Genomic DNA, 23,517 nt, shown 5'->3' on the forward strand with positions numbered 1-23,517 from the left:
GGACGGGGTGTTGTCGACGCCGCTGGCCCGGGGGGCACCCCCCCGCGGCGGTCCACCGCGGGCCTTTCTCGGTATGGCTCGTGCGTGCCGTGGAAGCTTCCTGCGGGCCGGTAGCTGGTGTGCGCGTCGGAAGATCTGTCGCGCGATGCCTATACGGCCGATGATTCTGTGCGCTTCCGTGCGCTCGGCGCACGGGTTTTCGCTTCGCCCCGCGGCCCGAAATCCGCGTCTGACCGGCCGAGCGCACCGGGCATACGGTGCCGAATCGTTGTGAACCCGTATGCGTCCGTGTTGTCCGCAGCGCCACGCGAGTACATGACATGGCTGTAATGTCGATGGTGTGCAGCGACGAATCATGGGGATCGAGACCGAGTTCGGTGTGACATGCACCTTCCACGGTCACCGTCGGCTGTCCCCCGACGAGGTAGCCCGGTACCTTTTCCGCCGGGTCGTGTCCTGGGGCCGTAGCTCTAACGTGTTCCTTCGCAACGGCGCTCGGCTGTATCTCGACGTCGGCTCGCATCCGGAGTACGCCACGGCCGAATGCGACAGTCTGCACCAGTTGGTCACCCATGACAGGGCGGGCGAGCGGGTGCTCGAGGAGTTGCTGATCGATGCCGAGCAACGCTTGGCCGAAGAAGGCATCGGCGGCGACATCTACCTGTTCAAGAACAACACCGATTCGGCGGGCAACTCCTACGGCTGTCACGAGAACTTCCTCGTGGTGCGCGCGGGAGAGTTCTCCCGGATCTCCGACGTGCTGCTGCCGTTCCTGGTGACCAGGCAGCTGATCTGCGGAGCAGGCAAGGTGCTGCAGACGCCGAAGGCGGCCACCTTCTGCCTGTCGCAGCGCGCCGAGCACATCTGGGAGGGCGTCTCGTCGGCGACCACCCGATCGCGCCCGATCATCAACACCCGCGACGAGCCGCACGCCGACGCCGAGAAGTACCGGCGCCTGCACGTGATCGTCGGCGACTCGAACATGTCCGAGACCACGACCATGCTGAAGGTCGGCACGGCCGCGCTGGTGCTGGAGATGATCGAGGCGGGTGTCTCGTTCCGCGACTTCGCGCTGGACAACCCCATCCGCGCCATCCGCGAGGTCAGCCACGATCTCACCGGACGCCGTCCGGTGCGGCTGGCAGGCGGTCGGCAGGCCAGCGCCCTCGACATCCAGCGCGAGTACTACGCCCGCGCCGTCGAGCACCTGCGCAACCGGGATCGCGATCCACAGATCGACCAGGTCGTCGACCTGTGGGGCCGCACGCTGGACGCGGTGGAGGCGCAGGACTTCGCCAAGGTCGACACCGAGATCGACTGGGTGATCAAGCGCAAGCTGTTCCAGCGCTACCAGGACCGCTACAACATGGAGCTGTCCGATCCCAAGATCGCCCAGCTCGACCTGGCGTATCACGACATCAAGCGCGGTCGCGGCGTCTTCGACCTGCTGCAGCGCAAGGGTCTGGCCAAGCGCATCACCGAGGACGAGGCAGTGGACGCGGCGGTCGACACCCCGCCGCAGACCACGCGCGCGAAGCTGCGCGGCGATTTCATCACCGCAGCTCAAGAGGCCGGTCGCGACTTCACCGTCGACTGGGTGCACCTCAAGCTGAACGACCAGGCGCAGCGGACCGTGCTGTGCAAGGACCCGTTCCGCTCGGTCGACGAGCGCGTCGATCGGCTGATCGCCTCGATGTAGCCGGAACGCTGGTCCGCGATCTCAGGGTCGGGGACCAGCGGCTCGAAGCCGTCGAGAGCCTCAGCGTCGCAGCGGCGTCGCCGCATGCATCCTGCCTAGTGTGGGACGTATGACCGACACGGATGTGCTCGACGAGCTGCTCGACCTCGAAGGTCGCGGCTGGGACGCGCTGTGTGCGAGCTCAGGGGCGGACTTCTACGGCGCCCTCATGACCGACGACGCCCTGATGGTGCTCGCCAACGGCATGGTTCTCGACCGTGCGGGCGTCGTCGACTCCCTGCGCCACGCACCCCCGTGGCGCACCTACGAAATCCAGGACCCGCGCTTGGTGCACGTCGGCCCTGACGCCGCGGCCCTGATCTACGTCGCCGTCGCCTATCGCGAAGGCAACACCCCCGCCTTCCGCGGCGTGATGTCGAGCATCTACCTGCGCACGCCCGACGGCTGGCGCCTGACTTGCTACCAACAGACCCGCTTCCCGGAGGAGTAATCGCGGTGGGTTCAGCTGGAGGGGCGCGAAGATCGTCTGCCCTCGGCGAGGTAGCGCTCGACCGACTCCACCTTGGCGGTCATCGCGTCGGTGACGCCGGGGCGGATATCGGCTTTGAGGACGAGGCTGCAGCGGGGAGCGACCGCGAGGATGGCGTCGGTGGCGTCCTTCACGACGCGCATCACCTCGTCCCACTCGCCCTCCAGCGTGGTGAACATGGCGTCGGTGCGATTGGGCAGCCCGCTGGCCCGGACGACGCGCACCGCCTCGGCCACGGCGGGGCCGACGTCGACGCCCGTGCCGAGCGGAGTCACTGAGAAGGCAACGATCACCGGACCATTGTCCACGGGCGGCGGCGACCGCGGGCCGCGAAACGCGCGCCGCCGCGCGGTGACGCCGAGGTGGCGATTACCCTCTATCGGGTGGCGATATCCAAGGTCGAGCGGCTGATGAATCTGGTCATCGCGCTGCTGTCGACCCGGCAGTTCTTGAGCGCGGAGCGGATCAGGGAAAGCGTCGCGGGCTACGAGGACTCGGCCAGCGACGAGGCGTTCAGCCGCATGTTCGAACGGGACAAGAACGAGCTGCGCGACCTGGGTATTCCGCTGGAAGTCGGACCGGTGAACCGGTATTCGACGCTGGAGGGGTACCGGATCAACCGTGACGCCTACGAGCTACCTGACATCGATCTGAGCGACGAGGAGGCCGCAGCGGTCGCGGTCGCGGTGCAGATGTGGGAGTCCCCCGAGCTGTCGGCCGCCGCCGAAGGCGCCCTGCTGAAGCTGCGGGCCGCTGGCATCCACGTCGAAACCGACGCGGCCGTCGCGTCCGTGCCCGCCGTGCCGGCCCGCACTCGCGGCTCGGAGCCGGTGCTCGGCAAGCTGCTCGCGGCCGTCGACGCCGGGCAGGCCGTGCGCTTCGAGCATCGCGGCGCGGTCAACGCGCCGTATCTGATGCGCGACGTGGAGCCGTGGGGCGTGGTGACCCATCACGGTCGCTGGTACCTGGTCGGCCACGACCGCGACCGCGACGCGGTGCGTAGCTTCCGTCTCTCCCGCATCGGCGACGACGTGACGCCGTACGGCCCCGTCAACGCGGTGCACAAACCCGAGGACGTCGACCTGCGCGCCATCGTCGCGCGGGTCACCAGCAGCGGGCCGGTCAGCGGCTCGGCCACGGTCTGGGTCGCCGACGGACGCGGCCAGGAGATCCGCAGACTCGGCCAGGTCGTCGAGGAACGCACCGTCGGCGGACGCGGCGGCATGGTGGTCGAGGTGCCCGTCCGCTCGCGCGACTGGCTGGCCAGGCTCATCACCGGCCTCGGACCGGATGCCCTCGTCCTCGCCCCCGACGATCTGCGCGCCGACGTGGTCGCCCGGCTGCGTTCGGTGTTCGACACGACGGAGGTGCGGGCGTGACGACCAGCCGGCTCTCGGTGCGGCTTTCTCGGCTGCTCAACATGATTCCGTACTTCATCGCCAACCCCGGCATCAGCGCGGCAGATGCCGCCGCCGACCTGGGCGTGACCACCAAGCAGCTGATGAGCGATTTGAATCAGCTGTGGATGTGCGGCCTGCCCGGCTACGGCCCCGGCGATCTCATCGATCTCTCGTTCTCGGAGGAGAGCATCGAGGTCACGTTCTCCGCAGGCATCGATCGGCCGCTGCGGCTGACCTCCACCGAGGCCACCGCGCTGCTGGTGGCGCTGCGATCGATCGTGGAAATGCCGGGCATGGTCGATCCCACCGCCGCGCACGCGGCTATCGCCAAGATCGAATCCGCCATCTCCGGCGGCACCCCACGGCTCGCCGACGATTCACAGGCCACGCCGGTGGAGGCGCCCGGCGTGGCGACCGTGCGCTCGGCCCTCGCCCGTCAGCACGCGCTGCGCATCATCTACTACTCGGCCAGCCGCGACGTGGTCTCCGAGCGGGTCGTCGATCCGATCCGGATCGTGCTCGTCGACGACAACAGCTATCTGCAGGGGTGGTGCCGGGAGGCCGAGGGCGTGCGGCTGTTCCGTTTCGATCGGATCGAGGCCGCCACCGAACTCGCCGAGGCCGCCCGCCCACCCAGCCACGCCGCCACCGAGGCGGCCGCCTCGCTCGACCTGTTCCAGGACGACCCGGCGGTCCCGCTGGCGCGGCTGCGCATTCGCGGCGACTACGGCTGGGTGCTCGACCAGTACCCGATGCACCGGCTGGCCGTGCACCCGGACGGCAGCCTGGAAGCGACCATGCGATTCGCCACCCTGGATTGGATGGCGCGCCTGCTGCTCGGCTTCGGCTCGGGCGTGACCGTACTCGGCCCGCCGGAACTGATCGCCGCCGTGCGCGAGCGATCCAACGCGGCGCTCGCCGTGTACCGGGACGCCGGACTAGAGGAATTGGAGTGAGGTGACCGAGCTCGGCAATATGCCGCGGCGAGTCATGGTGCTCGGCGCGGGCAGCATCGGCGTCTTCGTCGGCGGGAAACTGGCGGCGGCCGGTGCGGACGTCACGTTCGTCGGCAGGCAGTGGTTGCTCGACGAGGTCGGCGCCTCGGGTCTGCGCCTGACCGACCTCGACGGCGGTGAGGTGCTCGTCTCACCGGACCGGCTCACGCTCGCGACCGGCCCGGAGGACGTCGGCTCGGCCGACCTGGTGCTGGTCGCGGTGAAATCCGGGGCGACCGCGGGTGCGGTGCGCGAGCTGGCGGGCAGGATCCGGCCCGGCACCGTGGTGCTGAGCCTGCAGAACGGCATCGGCAACGACACGGTCATCCGGGAGATCCTGCCCACCTGCGTGGTGCTGGCAGGCATGGTGATGTTCAACGTCGTGCATCATCCGGAGGGCCGCTTCCACCGCGGCACCGAGGGTGGGCTCGCGGTGCAGGACGATCCGGCGCTGGCCGAGTACGCCGAGGTCTTCGAGCGGGCCGGGCTGCCGCTGCGTCGCTACCGGGATCTGCGGCCCGTGCAGTGGGCCAAGCTGCTGCTCAACCTGAACAATCCGATCAACGCGCTGTCCGGACGCCCACTGCGCGACGAGCTGGCCGACCGCGACTACCGCCGCTGCCTGGCGCTCGCGCAGCGCGAGGCGCTGGCCGCGATGAGCAAGGCGCGTATTCGCCCGGCCCGGCTCACCCCGCTGCCGCCGGAGCTGATGACCCGGCTGCTGACCGTGCCCGACGGCCTGTTCCGCCGGGTCGCGGGACAGGTGCTCGCCATCGATCCGGTGGCCCGCTCCTCGATGGCCGACGACCTCGCCGCCGGACGTAAGACCGAAATCACTTGGCTCTGCGGCGAAATCGTCGGACTCGGCGCGATGGTCGGCTCGCCGACCCCGGTGAACGAGCGGCTCATCGAGCTCATCGTCGCGGCCGAGCAGGGCGCCGGGCGAAGCTGGACGGGGCCGGAATTGCTCGCGCAACTGCGCGCCGCCGCCGCGGCCGAGCCGCCCGCATAGCAAAAGTCGAGGTTGAACGCCCGGTGAACGGGCGAAGTGGGGAGTTCGGGCGTCAGGCGGTCCGGTAGCATCGGTGCTACCACAGTCTTGGGAGGTAACAGATGTCAGGCACGTTCAGCTGGTCGCACCTGCTGATCATCGCGCTGCTGTTCGTGGTGTTGTTCGGCGCGAAGCGGCTGCCGGACGCCGCGCGCGGCCTCGGGCGATCCTTGCGCATCTTCAAGAGCGAGGTCAGCCAGATGCAGAGCGAGGCGAGCCCCGCCGCGGGCACCGCACCCGATCGGCAACCCGCGCAGCAGCTGCCGCCGGGGCAGCCCGTGAACCAGGCGACCACGCCGCAGACCGAGACGAAATCGGCCTGAGTCGAATGCTCCCGCAGGGGTGAGTCGGACTCACCCCGGTCAGTGCTGTTCGGCGGTCCGTGAAGGCTTCGGTCCCTGAACCCACGGGACGCGACACCGCCGCGCCAGGCGCGGCACTCGAGCACAGGGGCAATCCACAGATATGCGAATCCCGTTCGATCCCCGGCGCAGCAGGCGCAGGACGAATCCCGACGGCACCATGTCGTTGGTCGAGCACCTGCAGGAACTGCGCAGCCGGTTGCTGAAGTCGCTGTTCGCGGTGCTGCTGACCACCGTTCTCGGCTTCTTCTGGTACTCGCATTCGTTCCTCGGCATCGAGAGCCTCGGCGAGATCCTGCGCGGACCCTACTGCTCGCTACCGCCCGAGGCCAGGGCCGCGCTGACCCCGGACGGGTCGTGCCGCCTGCTGGCGACCGCGCCGTTCGAGCAGTTCATGCTCCGGTTGAAGGTCGGTTTCACCGCGGGCGTCGTGCTCGCCGCGCCGATCTGGCTCTACCAGATCTGGGCGTTCATCACGCCCGGCCTGTACGCGAAGGAACGCAAGGTCGCCGTCGGCTTCGTCACATCGGGCACCGTGCTGTTCGCGCTGGGCGCCGTGCTCGCCTACGTCGTGGTGGCGCACGCGTTGGACTTCTTGCTCACCATCGGCGACAACGTACAGATCACCGCCTTGAGCGGTTCCCAGTACTTCGGTTTCATCATCCAGCTGCTGATCATCTTCGGCGTCAGCTTCGAGACGCCACTGCTGATCATCGGACTGAACCTGATCGGCGTGCTCACCTATGAGCGGCTCAAGGCGTGGCGGCGCGGCATCATCTTCGGCCTGTTCGTCTTCGCCGCGGTGGTCACCCCGCAGGACCCGTTCTCGATGCTGGCGCTCGCGGCGGCGCTGACGGTGCTGTTCGAGGTGGCGGTGCAGGTCGCCAGGATCAACGACAAGCGCACCGCGCGCAGGGAGGCGCTGGCCGCACTGGCCGACGACGAGGCCTCCTCGATCGGCGCGCCGGAGCCGATCGTGCCCGCGGAGTCGATCATGGATCCGGCGGCAAAATCCACGCGACCGGTGTCGGACTACTCCGATACCCTCTGAACGGTGACAGATCACCGGTCCCGCACCAGCGAGCTGGCCAGTTTCTCCGCCGAGCTGAAATTCACTCTCGACCCGTTCCAGCGTGACGCCTGTCGTGCGCTCGAAGACGGCCACGGCGTGCTGGTGTGCGCGCCGACCGGCGCGGGCAAGACCGTCGTCGGCGAGTTCGCCGTCCACTTGGCACTGGCTTCCGGCGGCAAATGCTTCTACACCACACCGATCAAAGCGCTGTCGAACCAGAAGTTCGCCGATCTCACCGAGCGGTACGGGCGCGACAGCGTCGGCCTGCTCACCGGCGATCAGTCGATCAACCCCGACGCGCCCGTGGTGGTGATGACGACCGAGGTGCTGCGCAACATGCTCTACGCGTCCTCGGAGGCGCTGCGCGGGCTGTCGTACGTGGTGATGGACGAGGTGCACTACCTGGCCGACCGGTTCCGTGGCGCCGTGTGGGAAGAGGTCATCCTGCACCTGCCATCGGACGTGCGGCTGGTCAGCCTGTCGGCCACGGTCAGCAACGCCGAGGAGTTCGGCGCCTGGATGGAGACCGTGCGCGGCGACACCACGGTGGTGGTGGACGAGACGCGTCCGGTGCCGCTGTGGCAGCACGTGATGGTCGGCAAGCGGATGTTCGACCTGTTCGACACCAAGTCCAGCGACCAGAAGGTGCTCGTCGACGAGGATCTGGTGCGCTACATCCGGCATCGCGAGTCGGCGGACCGGATGAACAACTGGGGCGTGCCGCGCGGCCGCGGCGGCATGCGCCGCGACTTCCGCCCGCTGCCCCGTCCCGAGGTGCTTGCCCGCCTCGACGAGGAAGGCCTGCTGCCCGCGATCACCTTCATCTTCAGCCGCGCCGGATGCGACGGCGCGCTGGCCCAGTGCCTGCGGTCGCGGCTCGACCTGAGCAGGGAAGGCGAGACCGCCGAGATCGACGCGATCATCGAGAAGCACACCGGCGATCTGCCGAAGTCCGATCTCGAGGTGCTCGGTTACTGGGAGTGGCGTGAAGCGCTGCACCGCGGGCTGGCCGCCCACCACGCGGGCATGCTGCCCGCCTTCCGGCACACCGTGGAAGACCTGTTCGTGCGCGGGCTGGTGCGGGCCGTCTTCGCCACCGAGACGCTGGCCCTCGGCATCAACATGCCCGCGCGCACCGTGGTGTTGGAACGACTGGTCAAGTTCAACGGCGAGACGCACGCCGAGCTCACCCCCGGCGAGTACACGCAGCTGACCGGTCGCGCGGGCCGCCGCGGCATCGATATCGAGGGGCACGCCGTGGTGCTCTGGCAGCCGGAGGTCGACACCAGCGCGGTGGCGGGCCTGGCGTCGACCCGAACCTATCCGCTGCGCAGCTCGTTCCGGCCCGGCTACAACATGTCGATCAACCTCATCGATCGGATGGGCGCCGCCGAATCGCGCGCCCTGCTGGAGCGCTCCTTCGCCCAGTTCCAGGCCGACCGCTCGGTCGTCGGACTTGTCCGCGGCATCGAACGCAACGAGGGCGCGCTGCGCAAGCTGCGCGGCCAGCTCGGCGGCCCGGAAGGCGGCTTCCTGGAATACATTTCGTTGCGCGAGCGGATCAAGCACCGGGAGCGTCAGCTGGCCCAGCAGAGCCGCACCGACCGGCGCGGCGCGGCCGTGAGCGCGCTGACGGCGCTGCGTCGTGGCGACGTGGTGGCGATTCCGTCCGGCCGCCGCGCCGGGCTCGCGGTGATCCTGGAACCGGACACGACGCCCAACGATCCGCGACCGCTGGTGCTCACCGCGGACAAGTGGGCGGGCCGGGTATCGGTCGCCGACTTCCCGGTGCCCGCGGAGCCGCTGGGTCACATGCGGCTGCCTCGGCGCGTCGACCACCGCACCGCCCGCGCCCGCAGCGACCTCGCGTCGGCGCTGCGCAGCACCGGCATCAGCGCGCCGGGCCGTCCGCGCCGCGGCAAGCGGTCCGAGGCCGCGGACGACCGCGAACTGGCCACGCTGCGCCGGAGCTTGCGCGCACATCCCGCGCACACCCGGCCGGACCGCGAGCAGATGAGCCGGATCGGGGAGCGCTACAACCGGCTGCTTCGCGAGACCGAGAGCATGCGCCAGAAGGTTGCCGCCACGACAAACTCGCTGGCCCGCACCTTCGACCGCATCGTGGGGCTGCTGGAGGAACGCGGGTTCGTGCACGACGGCGAGGTCACCGCGGACGGGCGCAGGCTGGCCCGCATCTACGCCGAGAGCGACCTGCTGGTCGCCGAATGCTTGCGGCACGGTCTCTGGCGCGGTCTCGGCCCCGCCGAGCTGGCGGGCGTCGTGTCCACGCTCGTCTACGAATCTCGCCAGGAGGGCGGCATTCTCGGCCCCACCGGTCCCACCGCGCCGATCCGGCGCGCGGTTGCCTCGACCATCGGGGTGTGGAGCGAACTGCGCTCCGACGAGGCACGGCACAAGCTGCCGCCGACCAGGGAACCCGATCTCGGATTCGTCACCGGCGTGTACAAATGGGCGCGCGGCGACGGATTGGCCGAGTCGTTGCTGGCCAGCGGCGACCAGGGCGCGCCGCTGTCGGCGGGCGATTTCGTCCGGTGGTGCAGGCAGGTGATCGACCTGCTCGATCAGATCCACGGCACGGCCGACGACCCGGAGATCGCGGGGACGGCGGCGAAGGCGGTCCGGGCCATCCGGCGGGGTGTCGTGGCGGTGGACGCCGCGTAGCGGATTCGGTTGTGATTTGATTTCTTTCGCGTACCGACCGTGGCGGAGGAGTCGTGTTCTGCACTGACCAGTCGCCGGCGGGGGGCTACCGTGTGAGTAACTATGCGAGTGGAGGCAACCAGATGAGCGGCCCGTACGGACCGAACGACCCCGGGGAGGGACGCAACGATCCCACCCAGCAGTGGGGCGGACAGCAGGCGCCCGGTGGCGCCGGACCGACCCAGCACTGGGGTGGCCAGCAGACTCCGTCGCAGGCACAGCCCACCCAGCATTGGGGTGACCAGAACAAGCCTCAGCAGCAGTGGGGCCAGACCCCCGGCCAGCCGCAGCCGCAGTGGGGTCAGCCGCAGCAACCTCAGCAGCCGCAGCCTCAGCAGCAGTGGGGCCAGACCCCTGGTCAGCCGCAGCCGCAGTGGGGTCAGCCGCAGCAGGATTGGGGCCAGCAACAGCAGCCGCAGCAGCAGTGGGGTCAGCAGCCCCAGCAGCAGTGGGGCCAGGGCCAGCAGCAGCCGCCGCAGCAGCAGAGCGGCGGCGGTGGCAAGAAGGGTCTGATCATCGGTCTGGCCGCGCTCGGTGTGCTGGTGATCGGCGCCGTGGTCGCCCTCGTGGTGGTGCTGACCTCCAAGGACAAGCTGGACCAGGCCGCCGTCCAGGACGGCGTCAAGAAGGTGCTCACGGATTCCTACGGCATCCAGGACGTCACCGACGTCTCCTGCCCCTCGGGCCAGGAGGTCGAGGTGGACGCCACCTTCGAGTGCACCCTGAAGGTCAGCGGCGAGCAGAAGAAGGTCAACATCAAGATCACCAAGGACGACGGCACCTACGAGGTCGGTCGACCGAACTGAGGATGATCCGGGCCGGGCGGCCCGTGCTGCGGCGCGGGCGTCCGGAGGGGGCAGGGAAGTAGCGAGCCCACGAACGGATTCGGCGGCGCACCGCGATCACGGTGCCGGCGTCGTCGTTCGTGGGCTCGTCGCGTTCGCCAACCATTCTTTCGGAAACGCGGCGATCACCATGCGCGCTGGTCATTTGTATCGTGCCGCTGACCTGATTGCTCGCCGTGTCTGACATGAGCTTCCACAGCGCGAGACCGCGGAGTCGGCGGAATGGCGCATCGCGCCGGATGAGGTGACGCGGCGGCGTCACGCACCGTGGCGCGACTTCGCGGGCGCATCGTGCGGTCTCGCGAAGCTCCTCGAGAATCCTCGGCTGGCGGGCGGAGTGGCGCATCTCCCGGGTATCGCGCCGTGGCGACACAAGGCGCACGCAGGCATGGGACGCACCATTGCACCCTGTGCGATGGTGCGGCGAATGCCGTCGCGGGAGTGATCGCGCCTCAGGACCGCGGTGCGGCCAGTGCGGCGGTGAGCCGGGCGACCGGGCTTTCCGCGTTGTAGGCCACCGCCAGCTCCCGCAGGCGGTCCGGGTCGGCGGGCGCGGTGGGCAGCGTGTCCGGGCGGGAGAGTTCGACCTCGGCGTCGCACACCACGCGCACCACCGGGGCCGCCGCCTTCAGGTAGTCCTCGGCCGCGCGCAGCTTTCCGCGCACGCCCGGCGCCAGATCGGCGTCCGGATCGTCCACCGCGGCAACCAGCGCATCGAGCGAGCCGAAGCGGGAAACGAGTGTCGCCGCGGACTTCTCGCCGATGCCGGCGACGCCGGGCAAGCCGTCGGAGGCGTCACCGCGCAACGTCGCCAGGTCGGCGTAGGCGGGTCCGGCGTTGCGCACCGGCACGCCGTACTTCGCGGACACCTCCGCGGGACCGAAGAGTTCGGCCTTGGCCAAACCGCGCCCCGCGTACAGCACCCGCACGGTGGGCGCAGGCTCGTCGCGCACCAGCTGTAACAGGTCGCGATCGCCACTGACCACGATCACCTCGTCGGTGCGCTCCCGCGTCGCCAGCGTGCCGAGCACGTCGTCGGCCTCCAAGCCCTCCGCGCCGCCGGTCGCGATCCCGGCTGCCTCGAGCACCTCCAGGATCATGTCGACCTGCGGTGTCAGCCGGTCGGGCACTTCCTCGGCGCCCTCCTCCGCGTCGGCCGAGGTGTCGAGGCGGTGTGCCTTGTAGGAGGGCACGAGGTCCACCCGGAACCGCGGACGCCAGTCCAGGTCCAGGCAGACGACCAGCCTGCTCGGCGAGTGCTTGGTGATCAGCGAGGCGACCATGTCGGTGAAGCCGCGCAGCGCGTTCACCGAACGCCCGTCCGGCGCGGTGATCTTGTCCGGAATCGCGTAGTACGCGCGGAACCACAGGCTGGCCCCGTCGAGCAGCAGCAGCGGGCCGGAAGTCGCAGCAGAGGTCACGCGCTGAGGCTACCCGCAGGCTCCGACAGGCGTATCCGATCCGGACTGGCGCTCGCTCGATGGCCCGGGTGCCCGCCCGCCGGGGCGCCCGCCCCGGTGGCCCCGCCCGGTGTTCGAGTTTGCTGTCCGATGACGGGTAACGTCGACGGGTATGAGTGGGCACACGGAGTCCAGGTTCGCGGCGAATGTCTACGGAGACCGGCTCGAGCGGGCGGTGGAGGCGATGCGCGCGGCGCACCTCGACGCCCTGCTCATCACCCCCGGTCCTGACCTGCGCTATCTGATCGGTTCGGCGGCCGAGTCCTTCGAGCGGTTGACCTGCCTGGTGATCCCGGCCGACGGCGCGACGCCGTCGGTGATCATTCCCAAGCTCGAACTGGCGTCGCTGTCCGCTTCGGCGGCGGGGGAGCTCGGTCTGCAGGTGCTGGACTGGGTCGACGGCGTCGATCCGTACCAGGTGGTGAAGTCGACGCTGCACGTCGGTTCCCGTGTCGCGGTCGCCGACGCCATGCCTGCCCTGCACCTGCTGCCGCTGGCGGTCTCGTTCAGCGGCCTGCCGGTCTCGGCGACCCCCGTGCTGCGCGAGCTGCGCATGCTCAAGGACGCCGCCGAGGTCGACGCGCTGCGCCGGGCGGGCGCGGCCATCGACCGGGTGCACGCGAGGATGGGTGAATTCCTCCGGGCCGGACGTACCGAGGCCGAGGTCGGCGCCGATATCGCGGCGGCGATCGTGGCCGAAGGCCACACCGAGGCGGCGTTCGTGATCGTCGGCAGCGGTCCGCACGGCGCCGACCCGCACCACGGGGTGTCCGATCGGCGCATCGAGAACGGCGACGTTGTGGTGATCGATATCGGCGGCCCCGTCGAGCCCGGCTACTACTCCGACTCCACCCGCACCTACGTGCTCGGCGAGCCGAGCCCCGACATCGCGGCGCGCTACGCCGAACTCGAACGCGCCCAGGCCGCGGCCGTCGCCGCCGTCCGGCCCGGCGTCACCGCCGCCTCGGTGGACGCGGCCGCTCGGAATCCGTTGACGGAGGCCGGTTTCGGTGCGGAGTTCGTGCACCGGACCGGTCACGGCATCGGCCTGTCCGTGCACGAGGAGCCCTACATCGTCGCGGGCAACGATCTGGTGCTGCAGCCGGGCATGGCGTTCAGCGTCGAGCCCGGCATCTACTTCCGCGGTGAGTGGGGCGCCCGCATCGAGGACATCGTCGTGGTCACGCCCGACGGCTGCGAATCCATGAACGCGCGCCCGCACGGCCTGACCGTGCTGTGACGTCCGGAATGCGAAGTCAGCGCAGCGTGCTCGACGACAGGACGCGGCGCACCTCGATCGCGATCACCACTCGGGTCGGGTTCTCGCGCGGCACCCGGTAGCGGCCCGCGTACCGCTCGACGGCGTCGGCGACACTGTCCGGGTCGTCGAGCACCGTCGCGGGTCCCTCCAGGGTCAGCCACCGGATGCCGTCGACCTGGCTCACCGCCGCGTATCCGGAGCGGCGCACGTTGCGCACCTTCACCGATCCGTCGTTGGTGATGATGCGCGCGATCCCGGCGTCGGCGTCCCAGGTGAATCCCACGGCGACGACGTGCGGCGTGCCATCGGCGCGCAGCGTGGTCAGGGTCGCGAGATGACGTTCGGCGACGAACTCGAGCGCCGCGGGGGAGAGCTGTGCGGTGGTGGTCGGCATCCCTCGACGGTAGCCGTTGCGTTCCGCGGTGGCCGCCGCGACGCGGGTGTTCGGACGGTTGTGAGGGGATCGGCGAGCGCGTAACCCGGGATGACAGACTGGGTGCATGGGAATGCGAGGGATCGCCGAGGGCTCGGTACTGGTACTCGGCGGACGCAGCGAAATCGGTCTGGAGATCGCCCGGCGTCTGGCGCCCGGACGGACAGTGATCCTCGCGGCGCGGCGCAGCGACGACTTGGCGGGGCCGGTCGCGGCCGTCGAACAAGCCGGTGCGAGCGCGGTGTATCCGGTGGAGTTCGACGCCGACGACACCGGCAGCCACCCGGCGCTGCTGGAGAAGATCGCCGCCGAGCACGGGCCCATCGGCGTCGCCGTGCTGGCGTTCGGCATCCTCGGCGATCAGGCCCGCGCCGAGCGCGAACCCGAGCACGCGCTCGCCGTGGTGCACACCGATTACGTGGCCCAGGTCAGCGTGCTCACCATCCTCGCGAATCTCCTTCGCGCGCAAGGGCACGGCCAGCTCGTCGTCTTCAGCTCCATCGCGGGCGCGCGGGTGCGCCGGGCCAACTACGTCTACGGCTCGGCCAAGGCCGGTCTGGACGGTTTCGCCTGTGGTCTCGCTGACGCACTGCACGGCAGCGGCGTCCAACTCCTGCTGGCGCGCCCCGGATTCGTGATCGGCAGCATGACCGAGGGCATGGACCCCGCGCCGCTGTCCATCACGCCGGATCAGGTAGCCGACGCCGTCGTCCGCGGGTTGCGCCGCCGCGCTGCCAAGATCTGGGTGCCCCGCGCCCTCGGCCCTGCCGCCGTCGTCGCGCGCCTGGTTCCGCAATTCCTCTGGCGCCGGATGCCTCGATGAGCGCGCTCCGTGGCGCGTTCTCGATGCGGGTGCGAACACCGTTGCGGCAGAACGGCTTTCCAGCGAGATCTGACGCGCGAGGGTTTGCCGCGCTATGACGGGCGCGTGGCATGGCGAACCGATCGTGGTGGTCGGGATCGGAGCCGACGGGTGGGACGGACTCGGTGCTGCGGCTCGGGAAGCGGTCGCCGCAGCCGAGGTGATCTTCGGCTCCGCACGGCAATTGGCGCTCGTGCCAACGGATCTCGGCGGAGAGCGCCGTGCGTGGCCGTCGCCGCTTGTGCCCGCGTTGCCCGGATTGTTCGCCGAGCACGGCGCGCGGCGGATCTGCGTGCTCGCCAGCGGGGACCCGATGTTCTACGGCATCGGCGTCACGCTGGGCCGGTTGTTCGGACCCGCTGCGCTGCGCGTGCTACCGCACCCCTCCTCGGCGTCGCTGGCGTGTGCCAGGCTCGGCTGGGCGCTGGCGGACACGCCAGTCGTCAGCGCGGTGGGCCGTTCCGTCACGGCGGTGCTGCCCGACCTCGTCGACGGGCGGCGACTGCTGGTGCTCAGCAGCGACGAACACACCCCGGCGCGTCTCGCGGAATTGCTGCGGGACAACGGATTCGGCCCATCGGCCCTCACCGTGCTCGAGCAGCTCGGGGGTCCCGCCGAACGCGTGCGGTCCGGCGCCGCGGCGTCCTGGGAGCTCGACCCGGGCGATCCGCTCAACATCGTCGCCATCGACTGCATCGCCGAGGCCGAGCACGTCCGCCGCACCCGTGTGCCTGGTCTGCCCGACGCCGTTTACGGCGGAGACGGACAGCTCACCAAGGCCGAGGTGCGGACGCTGACCCTGTCCGCGCTGGCTCCCGCGCCGGGCGAGCTGCTGTGGGACGTCGGTGGCGGCTCGGGCAGCATCGCCATCGAGTGGTGCCGCACGCATCCCGCCTGCCGGGCAGTGACTTTCGAGCGGCTCGAGCGGCGCAGGCAGCAGATCACCGCCAACGCGGCCGCGCTGGGCGTCCCGCACGTCGAGGTGCGCGGCGAAGTGCTCGCCGAACTGGCCGCCAACGCAGCCGCCATGCACGAAATGGCCGCGCCCGATGCGATTTTCGTCGGCGGCGGGGTGACTCAGGCTGGCCTGCTCGAGACATGCCTTGCCCATCTGCGCCAGGGCGGCAGACTGGTCGCGAACGCCGTCACGGCGGAATCGGAAGCGCTGCTTGTCGCGATGGCCGCAGCGCGGGGCGGTGAGCTGCGGAAGTTCCAGATCTACCGTGCCGAACCGCTGGGCGGATTCACCGCGTGGCGTCCCCAGCTGCCGGTCGCCCAGTGGTCGGTGGTCAAATCGGCCTAGGGGTTCACCCTGAAATCGGTACTGCGAGGGTGAAACACGGGTGTGTCGGCAGGTAGGGTCGGTCGCGACATCCGCCCGTTATCGGACAACCGATTCCTGATGGGGAGTTAGATGAAGTACAAGAAATTCGCCGCCACCGCTCTGCTGGCTGTCGCCGCCACCGGTGTCACCGCAGGCACCACCTACGCCGCTCCCGCCGAGGCGCCTGCCGCGCAGGAGCAGGCCGCGCTGGCGGCGCAGGGCGTCGACCAGGGCGTCGGCTACACCGCGGCGCTCGCCGACGCGGGCAAGTCCATCGTCACCACGGTGACGGGCGGCGCGTTCTCCTTGGACGCGGACGGCAAGGCCGTCACGCTGAAGAACGACGCGGGCGAGGTCGTCACCACGATCCCGCTCGCCGCGCGCGAGGCAAGCAACGGCGCTCCGGTGGAGATCGCCGCCGCGCTCGACGCCACCGGCCAGACCCTCACGCTGACCCCGAAGGCGGACGTGGTCGCCGTGCAGGACATCAGCGCGCAGGAGTGGTTCTTCGCCGAGCTGCAGCGCGCCTCGCTCGGCGCTGCCGTCGGCGCCGTGATCGGCGGTCTGATCGGCCTGCTCGGTCTGGTCGTCGGCGTCATCCCCGGCGCCATCATCGGCGGCGTGATCGGCCTGCTCGTCGCGGGCGGCCCGTCGCTGCTGAACGCGGGCATGGCCTACTTCAGCGGTCAGCCCTGAGAACTCTGATTCTGGGCGGCACCGGCGAAGCGCGGCAGCTGGCCCACATCGCTTCCGGCGAGCGAGGATTCGACATCGTCTCCTCGCTCGCCGGTCGTGTTCGCGACCCGCGGCTGCCGGAGGGCGCGGTCAGGATCGGCGGCTTCGGCGGCGCCGCGGGGCTGCGAGAGTGGCTGGCGGCCAACGGGATCGAGAGCGTCGTCGATGTCACCCACCCCTTCGCCGCCACCATCACCGCGAACGCGGCCGCCGCGGCGCGGGACGCGGGCGTGCCGTTGATCCACCTGCGCAGGCCCGGCTGGTCCGAAGTGCCGGGCGACCGATGGATTCGCGTGCCCGATCCGGCCGCCGCCGCCCGCGCCCTTCCGGAGTTGGGCGAGCGGGTTTTCCTCACCATCGGCAGGCAGGGCGTCGGCGCGTTCGCCGGTCTCGCCCGGCAGTGGTTCCTCATCCGCGCCATCGACCCGCCCGAGACCGAGCTACCGCCGCGGCACGAAGTATTGCTGGCCCGAGGACCTTTCACGGTCGAGGAGGAGTCCCGCCTGCTGGCGAGCCGTCGTATCGATGTGCTCGTGACCAAGGACAGCGGCGGCGATCGGACCGAGGCCAAACTGGCCGCGGCCCGCGCGGCGCGTCTGCCGGTGGTCGTGATCGATCGGCCGCCGCTGCCCGCGGGGGCCGAGGTTGTCGAAACGGTGGCCGAAGCCTGGAAATGGTTGCGGGCCAAGGCATCCGGCGCGCCATGATCAGCGCCCGAGCAGCGCGGGCAGCCGATCGAACCAGGCGAGTACCGCGCGCTCGTAGCCGATGCCGAAATCCAGGGTGGCCCGCTGGTGCGGCCGGAGGGGATCGCAGTCCCGCGTCAGGTAACGATCGAGGCGGCGCTGGTGCACCTCGCGGTTGGCCGCGATGAGCCGGTCGAGGTGCTCGGCGTCGAGGTGGTCCCCGAAGGACATGGTGAGCAGCAGCGGCACCCGGATGGTCTCGGCGCCGGGATCGCGGGTGACCCACTCGAGAAACGCCTCCCGGCCCGCGTCGGTGATCCGGTAGGGCGTGCGCTCGCGCGCGCCGGTCTCGCCCTTCACCACCAGTCCCGCCGTGTCCATGGCTGCCAGCTCGCGGTACACCTGGCTCTGCGTGATCGTCCAGAAATCGCCGATCCGGTCCTGCGCGATCGTCACCAGGTCCCAGCCGGACATCGGACCCTCGTGCAGGAAACCGAGCAGCGACGCGGCCGTCGAATTCAACGGCTTACGCCGGATGGTCGTCGTCACCGAACGCTCCCTTCATCGACGTTCCATAGTGGAATGTTAGCGCAACGATCCCGCTGTCGGTTCTCGGGTCGTCATTCGCTCTGTCGTGTGGCGCCCGGTCCGGGTATGCGTCGGAGCAGGTGGTCGAGCAGTTCGGTCGCCGCCTCGTTGGTGTGAACCCCGGCCACCATACTCTGGGTGAGCGCTGCGGCGGCGAGCACGATCAGGGTGGCGTCGCGCTCGGCGTCGGCCGAATCGCCGGTCCGGCGGAGCTGATCGGCGACAGCCGTGACCAGCCCGCGGCTACCACAACCCGCGCGTCACGCCCGGTGGTAGCGCCGCGAGGTGAAGACGCGAGTGCCGTGCGCGGTGTCGACCGCGGCGGTGGTGGACGCGCCGATGATCAGCAGGGTGCGCATGTCCACGTCGGCCGGATCGAGATCGGCGAGCGACACCACCCGCACCGACTCGGCCGGTCCGCCGACATCGCGGCCGAGCACCACCGGAGTGCCGGGCTTGCGGTGCTCCAGCAGCAGATCGCGCATCGCGCCGACCTGCCAGGTGCGCTGCGAGGACGCCGGGTTGTAGATCGCGATCGCCATATCGGCCGCGGCGACCGCCGAAAGACGTTGCGCGACAACCTCCCACGGCTTGAGCCGGTCGGAGAGCGAGATCATCGCGTAGTCGTGTCCGAGCGGCGCGCCGACCCGGCTGGCCACGGCATTGGCCGCGGTGAGGCCGGGCAGCACCCGCACCGGCACGTCCTGCCACTGCGGATCGGCGGATTCCTCCAGCACCGCGGCCGCCATCGCGAACACGCCAGGATCGCCCGAGGAGACCACCGCGACCTTGGCGCCGCGTTTCGCCAGATCCAAAGCCATGGCGGCGCGTTCGGACTCCACGCGGTTGTCGCTGGCGTGCCTGCGCTGGCCCGGGCGGTGCGGCACGCGATCGATGTAGGTGGTGTAGCCGACCAGATCGGTGGCGGCGGCCAGCACCTCGCGCACCTCCGGCGTCGTCCAGTCCGCCGCGCCGGGGCCGAGACCGACGACGACCACCTCGCCGGGCGAATTCGCTTCCGCCGGAACAGCTGTCGAGTTCGAGGCCGTATCGCCGGTCGCCGCGGCGATCCGGGGCAGCGGCGTGGTCGGCCGCGGGCCTGGCACCAGCGTGATCGAGAAGTACGGCACGTCGGCGTCGTTCACCTCGGCGGCGGTGCGCACCTTCTCGCGGTCGGTGCTCGCCCGCTCCACGTAGTAGGCGTCGTCGAGCCGCCCCGCGTCCGAGAGCGCCTGCCGCACACCCGGATAGGTGCGTCCGAGCTTCATGATGGCGGCGGCGTCGGTGTCGCGCAGGCGGCGGGTGAGCTCCTCGGTCGGCATGGTGCCGGGGAGCACGGTCAGCACCTGTTCGCCCTCCACCAGCGGGGTGCCCAGCGCCGCCGATGCCGCGCTCACGGAGGTGATGCCGGGAATGATCTCGGCGTCGAAGCGGTCGGCCAGCCTGCGGTGCATGTGCATGTAGGAGCTGTAGAACAGCGGATCTCCGGCGGCGAGCAGGGCGACCGACCGGCCCGCCGAAAGGTGCGCGGCCAGCCGTTCGGCGGCCTGTTCGTAGAACTCGTCGATCGCGCCCTGGTATCCGCCGGGATGATCGGTGGTTTCCGTCGTGACCGGGTAGACGAGGTGTTCCTCGAGCTGGCCCTGGCGCATGTAGGGCGCGGCGATGCTGCGGGAGATGCTGCGGCCGTGCCGCGCGGAGTGGAAGGCGATCACGTCGGCGGCCGCGATGACGCGCGCCGCCTTCACCGTCACCAGCTCGGGGTCGCCCGGCCCGAGCCCGACGCCCCACAGTTTGCCCGCTGTACTCATTCCGCTTCGCTCGCAATCGCATTCAGTGCCGACGCGGTGATGGCGCTGCCGCCGCGCCTGCCGCGCACCGTCAGGTATTCGACGCCGCCGTAGGCGGCAAGCGCGTCCTTGGACTCGGCGGCGCCGACGAAGCCGACCGGAATGCCGAGGATCGCGGCCGGGCGCGGGGCGCCCGCGTCGAGCATGTCCAATAGGTGAAAGAGCGCGGTCGGTGCGTTGCCGATGGCGACCACCGCGCCGTCGAGCCGGTCGCGCCACAGCTCGAGCGCCGCGGCCGAGCGGGTATTGCCCAGTGCCGCGGCCAATTCCGGCACGCGGGGGTCGGCCAGGGTGCAGATCACCTCGTTGTCGGCGGGCAGCCGTTTGCGCGTCACGCCGGAGGCGACCATGGTGGCGTCGCAGAGGATCGGCGCGCCCGCGTGCAGCGCCGCCCGCGCGGCCGCGACGACACCGGGGGAGAAGGCGATGTCCTCGGTCAGATCCACCTGTCCGCAGCCGTGGATCATGCGGACGACCACCCGCGCCACGTCCGCCGGGAACGCGCTCAGGTCCGCTTCCGCGCGGATCGTCGCGAACGACTGCCGATAGATCTCGGCCCCGTCGGTGAGGTAGCTGGTGCGCACGTCGGACATGGGGACCACCTTATGGGGCGCCCGAACGGACCTCGCCGACAGCCCGCGCGCGGCGGAGCCGCTCCTCGGCCGGTCGCGGGTCAGGTGCGCGGTCGTTCGAGGATGCGGGACATGACGATCGCGCTGCGGGTGCGCCCGACGCGCGCGTTCTCCCTGATGCGTTCCACGGTCGACTCGATCTCGGCCATGTCGGTGGCCATCACATGCACCAGCGCGTCGGCCTCGCCCGCGATCGTCCAGACGCCCACCACCTGCGGGATCGGCTCCAGGCTTCGGCGCAGCTCGGCCGGGGTGATGTTGTCGCGGTAGTACACCTCCACGTAGGCCTCGGTGGTCCAGCCGAGCGCCGCCGGGTTCACCAGCGCCGTGAAGCCGGTGATCTGCCCGCTGGCGACCATGCGGTCCACCCGGCGCTTGACCGCGGGCGCGGAGAGACCGACCGCGGAGCCGATCTCCTGGAAGGACGCGCGGGCCGAGCGCAGCAGATGGCCGAGGATCCGGCGGTCGGTATCGTCCACGTCACATCACCTTCCGCTCGGCACAACGATTCGCCGTACACACGGCGATCTGCGCAATGATTCGGCATTCCTGACGCAATGGTAGGCCGTTTACCTTCGGATCAGCCGAATCCGCGCCTGACCTCGGGAGCCCACGATGACATCGGTAGCTACCCTCCAGACCACCGAGCCAGCCCCGGCACGCCGACCCGTGCCGCGCCGGTTCGTGATGTGTCGCCCCGACCATTTCGACGTCCGGTACTCGATCAACCCCTGGATGGACCCGGACGCCCCGGTGAACCGCGCACTGGCGCTCGCCCAATGGGACGCCTTGCGCGAGACCTTCGAGCGCCACGGTCACCGGGTCGACGTGGTTCCCGGTGAGCCAGGGCTTCCCGACATGGTGTTCGCCGCCAACAGTGGCCTCGCCGTCGGCGACCGGATCATGTCGGCGCGCTTCACCCATCCCGAACGCGCCGCCGAGGGCCCCGCCTTCCACCGCTGGTTCACCGGACGCGGCGGCGTCGAGGTCGTGGCGGCGGCGGAACTCAACGAGGGCGAGGGCGATTTCGCCTTGGTCGGCGGACGCTTCCTGGCGGGCACCGGTTTCCGCAGCTCCGCCGCGGCCCACCGCGAGGTCGAGTTGCACTTCGAAATCCCGGTGATCTCACTGGAATTGGTGGACCCGCGCTTCTACCACCTGGACACCGTCCTGATGGTCCTCGACGACGCCACCATCGCCTACTACCCGCCCGCCTTCGACGAAACCAGCCGCACCCTCCTCACCGGCCTGTTTCCCGATGCCATCGAGGCGACCGCCGCCGACGCCGCGGTCCTCGGCCTGAACGGCGTCTCGGACGGCTACCACGTCTTTCTCAGCCCGCAAGCCACCGACCTCGCCGCCGCCCTCCGCGCCCGCGGCTACCTCCCGGTCCCGGTGGACGTCTCGGAACTGTTGAAGGCGGGCGGCGGGATCAAGTGCTGCACCTTGGAGTTGCATTGACCTCGAGTGGTAGCCGCATGTCTCAGTCGAGGCGATAGCCGCCGGGGGTCGCCACCACGTCGGTGACGACGCCGCGCGGGCGGCCGCAGCGGCGGTCGCAGCCGGACCAGTGCTGGCGGCCCGCGACCGTGACGTCCCCGGCGGGGATGATCTGCTCGCGCGCGGTCTCGGCCGCCGCGCCTTCGGACAGGACGCGGCCGGATTCGACGGCGGCGGTGACGTCGGCGCGCACGTCCGTGAGCGACTTCGCGCAGCCGGGCTGTCCCGCGCAGGCGCTGACGTGCAGCCAGGGGGAGTCGGCGTCGAAGATCAACCCCATCGGGGCCAGCACGCGCACCACCTGCTCGGCGGCCCATTCGTCGAGGTCGGCGATGACCAGGCTGCGCCACGGTGTGACGATCACCGGACGTTCGACGGCCGCGACGAACTCGGCGACCCTGGCGTCGAGCGCACCGAGCCGCACGCCGGCGCCGAGCGCGACCATGCCGTCGTCCTGGTTCAGCCAGCCGATCGGAACATCCTGGGCGGCAACGATTTCCATGCGCTCGGTGCCGGGAGTCAGGCCGAGCGACTCGATGATGCGGGCCGGGCCGTCCGCGATCTCGTGCAGCCGCCACTGACCCGAGCTCACCTCGAGGAAACCCTCCGCGGCGGCCAGCGCTGTATCGACGGCCTCCGCTCCGGTGACGCGGACGCCGGTATCGGTCCCCGCCAGCAGCAGCGCGAACTCGTCGGGACCGACCGCGTGGACGCCGATGTCGCCGCCCAGCGTGCTGACGTCGCCGCGCCCGTCGTCGAGCGTGAACAGCACCCGCCCCGGCAGTTTCGCCAACCGGGGCGTCGCGCACAGCCGGGCATCGAGGTCGCCGATCAGCCCGCGCACGTCCGCGAGCCCGCCGACCCGCCCGGACAGCGGCGAGGCCACGATATTGCGCACCCGCTCGTGCGTCCGGCTCGGCAGCAATCCGGCCGCGGTCGCGCGCGCGGTCAGCTCCGCGGCGTCGCGCACTTGCCGCAGCTGGAGATTGCCACGGGAGGTGAGTTCGATCGCGCCGTCGCCGAGTTCGCTCGCCGCGGCGGCCAAGGCCAGCACCTGTTCCGGCGTGAGGTGTCCGCCGGGCACCCGGATGCGGGCGAGCGGTCCGTCGGCGGCCTGATGGAGCCGGAGCACACCGGGGCAGGAATCGGGGGCGGTTCGGGTCATAGCTCCCTCAGCCTACGTGCGCGATCAGGTCGTGAGACCGCGCGTCCGTGCGCTGCTTCACCGAGCGCGGTGACCCCGCGATCGATAGGGCCGCGGCAAGACCCGCACCTCGGCAGCTACGACCTCGGCGTCGAGCGCACGCCCGCGGGCTGGCGCGTCAACAAGTTCCACTACCTGCTGAAGGTCGTCGACGGCAACGCCGACCTGTCCTGAACCGGGGGTACGGCGGTCCGCACCGGGCCGGGTAGCATCGGCGTGCTCGGCGGGCGACGAGGAAACCGGTGCAATTCCGGTGCGGTCGCGCCACTGTGAACAGCCAGACCCTCTCCGGCGAGCACCACACCCGA

The 23,517-nt window shown here is 70.4% G+C and carries 24 protein-coding genes and 1 riboswitch; of the genes, 16 read left to right on the forward strand and 8 right to left on the reverse strand.

Annotation, left to right across the window (positions count from 1 at the left end; genetic code table 11):
- Positions 1-340 precede the first annotated feature (340 nt).
- Both pafA and AB0H50_RS25090 read left to right on the forward strand, forming a co-directional pair.
- Entirely contained in the window at positions 341-1,699 is a 1,359-nt protein-coding gene (gene pafA, locus AB0H50_RS25085) for a Pup--protein ligase (protein WP_218024195.1), read from the forward strand.
- Between the two features lie 109 nt (positions 1,700-1,808).
- Positions 1,809-2,189, forward strand: coding sequence for a nuclear transport factor 2 family protein (locus tag AB0H50_RS25090; RefSeq protein ID WP_357457001.1), 381 nt, complete (start codon positions 1,809-1,811; stop codon positions 2,187-2,189).
- An 11-nt stretch (positions 2,190-2,200) separates the two neighbouring features.
- Here the strand turns inward: AB0H50_RS25090 and AB0H50_RS25095 are convergent, their stop codons facing one another.
- Positions 2,201-2,521: an MTH1187 family thiamine-binding protein gene (locus tag AB0H50_RS25095; RefSeq protein WP_357457003.1), complete on the reverse strand. Its 321-nt coding sequence runs from the start codon at positions 2,519-2,521 to the stop codon at positions 2,201-2,203.
- A 90-nt stretch (positions 2,522-2,611) separates the two neighbouring features.
- Between AB0H50_RS25095 and AB0H50_RS25100 the strand changes: the two genes are divergently transcribed.
- The 7 genes from AB0H50_RS25100 (at position 2,612) to AB0H50_RS25130 (ending at position 10,635) form a co-directional block, all read left to right on the forward strand.
- Positions 2,612-3,607: a YafY family protein gene (locus tag AB0H50_RS25100; RefSeq protein WP_357457005.1), complete on the forward strand. Its 996-nt coding sequence runs from the start codon at positions 2,612-2,614 to the stop codon at positions 3,605-3,607.
- Positions 3,604-4,584: a YafY family protein gene (locus AB0H50_RS25105; protein WP_357457007.1), complete on the forward strand. Its 981-nt coding sequence runs from the start codon at positions 3,604-3,606 to the stop codon at positions 4,582-4,584. Before AB0H50_RS25100 ends, AB0H50_RS25105 begins: the two co-directional genes overlap by 4 nt.
- Positions 4,585-4,603: 19 nt before the next feature.
- Positions 4,604-5,635 (forward strand): 2-dehydropantoate 2-reductase, encoded by a 1,032-nt coding sequence (locus AB0H50_RS25110; protein WP_357457645.1) that lies wholly within the window; start codon positions 4,604-4,606, stop codon positions 5,633-5,635.
- A gap of 101 nt (positions 5,636-5,736) precedes the next feature.
- The gene (gene tatA, locus AB0H50_RS25115; protein ID WP_357457009.1) at positions 5,737-5,997 is read left to right on the forward strand and encodes a Sec-independent protein translocase subunit TatA; all 261 of its coding nucleotides are present in this window, start codon (positions 5,737-5,739) and stop codon (positions 5,995-5,997) included.
- A 142-nt stretch (positions 5,998-6,139) separates the two neighbouring features.
- Positions 6,140-7,087, forward strand: a complete 948-nt coding sequence (gene tatC, locus AB0H50_RS25120; RefSeq protein WP_357457011.1) for a twin-arginine translocase subunit TatC — start codon at positions 6,140-6,142, stop codon at positions 7,085-7,087.
- Between the two features lie 3 nt (positions 7,088-7,090).
- On the forward strand, positions 7,091-9,790 hold the full coding sequence (locus AB0H50_RS25125) for an RNA helicase (protein ID WP_357457013.1): 2,700 nt from the start codon (positions 7,091-7,093) through the stop codon (positions 9,788-9,790).
- Between the two features lie 122 nt (positions 9,791-9,912).
- The gene (locus AB0H50_RS25130) at positions 9,913-10,635 is read left to right on the forward strand and encodes a DUF4333 domain-containing protein (protein WP_357457015.1); all 723 of its coding nucleotides are present in this window, start codon (positions 9,913-9,915) and stop codon (positions 10,633-10,635) included.
- Between the two features lie 491 nt (positions 10,636-11,126).
- Here AB0H50_RS25130 and AB0H50_RS25135 read toward each other — a convergent pair whose 3' ends face one another.
- A complete protein-coding gene (locus AB0H50_RS25135) occupies positions 11,127-12,095 on the reverse strand; it encodes a 5'-3' exonuclease (protein WP_357457017.1) in 969 nt (322 codons plus the stop codon).
- A 151-nt stretch (positions 12,096-12,246) separates the two neighbouring features.
- On the opposite strand from AB0H50_RS25135, the gene AB0H50_RS25140 reads away from it, so the two are divergent.
- Complete coding sequence (locus AB0H50_RS25140) at positions 12,247-13,374, forward strand: Xaa-Pro peptidase family protein (RefSeq protein WP_357457019.1); 1,128 nt, start codon at positions 12,247-12,249, stop codon at positions 13,372-13,374.
- Positions 13,375-13,390: 16 nt separating this feature from the next.
- Here the strand turns inward: AB0H50_RS25140 and AB0H50_RS25145 are convergent, their stop codons facing one another.
- Positions 13,391-13,789: a PPOX class F420-dependent oxidoreductase gene (locus AB0H50_RS25145; protein WP_068066365.1), complete on the reverse strand. Its 399-nt coding sequence runs from the start codon at positions 13,787-13,789 to the stop codon at positions 13,391-13,393.
- 106 nt (positions 13,790-13,895) lie between these two features.
- Between AB0H50_RS25145 and AB0H50_RS25150 the strand changes: the two genes are divergently transcribed.
- The 4 genes from AB0H50_RS25150 (at position 13,896) to AB0H50_RS25165 (ending at position 17,456) form a co-directional block, all read left to right on the forward strand.
- On the forward strand, positions 13,896-14,651 hold the full coding sequence (locus AB0H50_RS25150; RefSeq protein WP_357457020.1) for an SDR family NAD(P)-dependent oxidoreductase: 756 nt from the start codon (positions 13,896-13,898) through the stop codon (positions 14,649-14,651).
- A 94-nt stretch (positions 14,652-14,745) separates the two neighbouring features.
- Positions 14,746-15,993, forward strand: coding sequence for a precorrin-6y C5,15-methyltransferase (decarboxylating) subunit CbiE (gene cbiE, locus AB0H50_RS25155; protein WP_357457022.1), 1,248 nt, complete (start codon positions 14,746-14,748; stop codon positions 15,991-15,993).
- Positions 15,994-16,104: 111 nt separating this feature from the next.
- Positions 16,105-16,710, forward strand: a complete 606-nt coding sequence (locus AB0H50_RS25160) for a hypothetical protein (protein ID WP_357457024.1) — start codon at positions 16,105-16,107, stop codon at positions 16,708-16,710.
- Positions 16,707-17,456: a cobalt-precorrin-6A reductase gene (locus AB0H50_RS25165; protein ID WP_357457647.1), complete on the forward strand. Its 750-nt coding sequence runs from the start codon at positions 16,707-16,709 to the stop codon at positions 17,454-17,456. The genes AB0H50_RS25160 and AB0H50_RS25165 overlap by 4 nt, the downstream gene beginning before the upstream one ends.
- On the opposite strand, the gene AB0H50_RS25170 is transcribed toward AB0H50_RS25165, so the two are convergent.
- The 4 genes from AB0H50_RS25170 to AB0H50_RS25185 all read right to left on the reverse strand — a co-directional run bounded on the left by AB0H50_RS25170 (position 17,457) and on the right by AB0H50_RS25185 (position 20,984).
- On the reverse strand, positions 17,457-17,984 hold the full coding sequence (locus AB0H50_RS25170; protein WP_357457026.1) for a PadR family transcriptional regulator: 528 nt from the start codon (positions 17,982-17,984) through the stop codon (positions 17,457-17,459). It lies immediately after the preceding gene.
- Between the two features lie 299 nt (positions 17,985-18,283).
- Complete coding sequence (locus AB0H50_RS25175; RefSeq protein WP_357457027.1) at positions 18,284-19,834, reverse strand: precorrin-2 C(20)-methyltransferase; 1,551 nt, start codon at positions 19,832-19,834, stop codon at positions 18,284-18,286.
- Positions 19,831-20,466, reverse strand: coding sequence for a precorrin-8X methylmutase (locus AB0H50_RS25180; RefSeq protein WP_357457029.1), 636 nt, complete (start codon positions 20,464-20,466; stop codon positions 19,831-19,833). The genes AB0H50_RS25175 and AB0H50_RS25180 overlap by 4 nt, the downstream gene beginning before the upstream one ends.
- Before the next feature lie 80 nt (positions 20,467-20,546).
- On the reverse strand, positions 20,547-20,984 hold the full coding sequence (locus AB0H50_RS25185; protein ID WP_068066283.1) for an Lrp/AsnC family transcriptional regulator: 438 nt from the start codon (positions 20,982-20,984) through the stop codon (positions 20,547-20,549).
- Positions 20,985-21,120: 136 nt separating this feature from the next.
- Between AB0H50_RS25185 and ddaH the strand changes: the two genes are divergently transcribed.
- Positions 21,121-21,966: a dimethylargininase gene (gene ddaH, locus AB0H50_RS25190; protein WP_357457031.1), complete on the forward strand. Its 846-nt coding sequence runs from the start codon at positions 21,121-21,123 to the stop codon at positions 21,964-21,966.
- A gap of 22 nt (positions 21,967-21,988) precedes the next feature.
- On the opposite strand, the gene cobG is transcribed toward ddaH, so the two are convergent.
- Entirely contained in the window at positions 21,989-23,170 is a 1,182-nt protein-coding gene (gene cobG, locus AB0H50_RS25195) for a precorrin-3B synthase (protein WP_357457033.1), read from the reverse strand.
- Between the two features lie 69 nt (positions 23,171-23,239).
- Here cobG and AB0H50_RS25200 point away from each other — a divergent pair, with 69 nt between their 5' ends.
- Positions 23,240-23,383: a hypothetical protein gene (locus AB0H50_RS25200; RefSeq protein WP_357457035.1), complete on the forward strand. Its 144-nt coding sequence runs from the start codon at positions 23,240-23,242 to the stop codon at positions 23,381-23,383.
- 6 nt (positions 23,384-23,389) lie between these two features.
- Positions 23,390-23,517, forward strand: a riboswitch (cobalamin riboswitch).

The sequence above is a fragment of the Nocardia sp. NPDC050793 genome, from assembly GCF_040654065.1.
Taxonomy (GTDB): Bacteria; Actinomycetota; Actinomycetes; order Mycobacteriales; family Mycobacteriaceae; genus Nocardia.

Excerpts from the sequence above, each read along its gene's own strand:
- AB0H50_RS25090 (WP_357457001.1), top strand. The coding sequence starts at position 1,809 with ATGACCGACACGGATGTGCTCGACGAGCTGCTCGACCTCGAAGGTCGC.
- AB0H50_RS25110 (WP_357457645.1), top strand. The coding sequence starts at position 4,604 with ATGCCGCGGCGAGTCATGGTGCTCGGCGCGGGCAGCATCGGCGTCTTC.
- tatA (WP_357457009.1), top strand. The coding sequence starts at position 5,737 with ATGTCAGGCACGTTCAGCTGGTCGCACCTGCTGATCATCGCGCTGCTG.
- tatC (WP_357457011.1), top strand. The coding sequence starts at position 6,140 with ATGCGAATCCCGTTCGATCCCCGGCGCAGCAGGCGCAGGACGAATCCC.
- AB0H50_RS25130 (WP_357457015.1), top strand. The coding sequence starts at position 9,913 with ATGAGCGGCCCGTACGGACCGAACGACCCCGGGGAGGGACGCAACGAT.
- AB0H50_RS25140 (WP_357457019.1), top strand. The coding sequence starts at position 12,247 with ATGAGTGGGCACACGGAGTCCAGGTTCGCGGCGAATGTCTACGGAGAC.
- AB0H50_RS25145 (WP_068066365.1), bottom strand. The coding sequence starts at position 13,789 with ATGCCGACCACCACCGCACAGCTCTCCCCCGCGGCGCTCGAGTTCGTC.
- AB0H50_RS25150 (WP_357457020.1), top strand. The coding sequence starts at position 13,896 with ATGGGAATGCGAGGGATCGCCGAGGGCTCGGTACTGGTACTCGGCGGA.
- cbiE (WP_357457022.1), top strand. The coding sequence starts at position 14,746 with ATGACGGGCGCGTGGCATGGCGAACCGATCGTGGTGGTCGGGATCGGA.
- AB0H50_RS25160 (WP_357457024.1), top strand. The coding sequence starts at position 16,105 with ATGAAGTACAAGAAATTCGCCGCCACCGCTCTGCTGGCTGTCGCCGCC.
- AB0H50_RS25175 (WP_357457027.1), bottom strand. The coding sequence starts at position 19,834 with ATGAGTACAGCGGGCAAACTGTGGGGCGTCGGGCTCGGGCCGGGCGAC.
- AB0H50_RS25180 (WP_357457029.1), bottom strand. The coding sequence starts at position 20,466 with ATGTCCGACGTGCGCACCAGCTACCTCACCGACGGGGCCGAGATCTAT.
- ddaH (WP_357457031.1), top strand. The coding sequence starts at position 21,121 with ATGACATCGGTAGCTACCCTCCAGACCACCGAGCCAGCCCCGGCACGC.
- cobG (WP_357457033.1), bottom strand. The coding sequence starts at position 23,170 with ATGACCCGAACCGCCCCCGATTCCTGCCCCGGTGTGCTCCGGCTCCAT.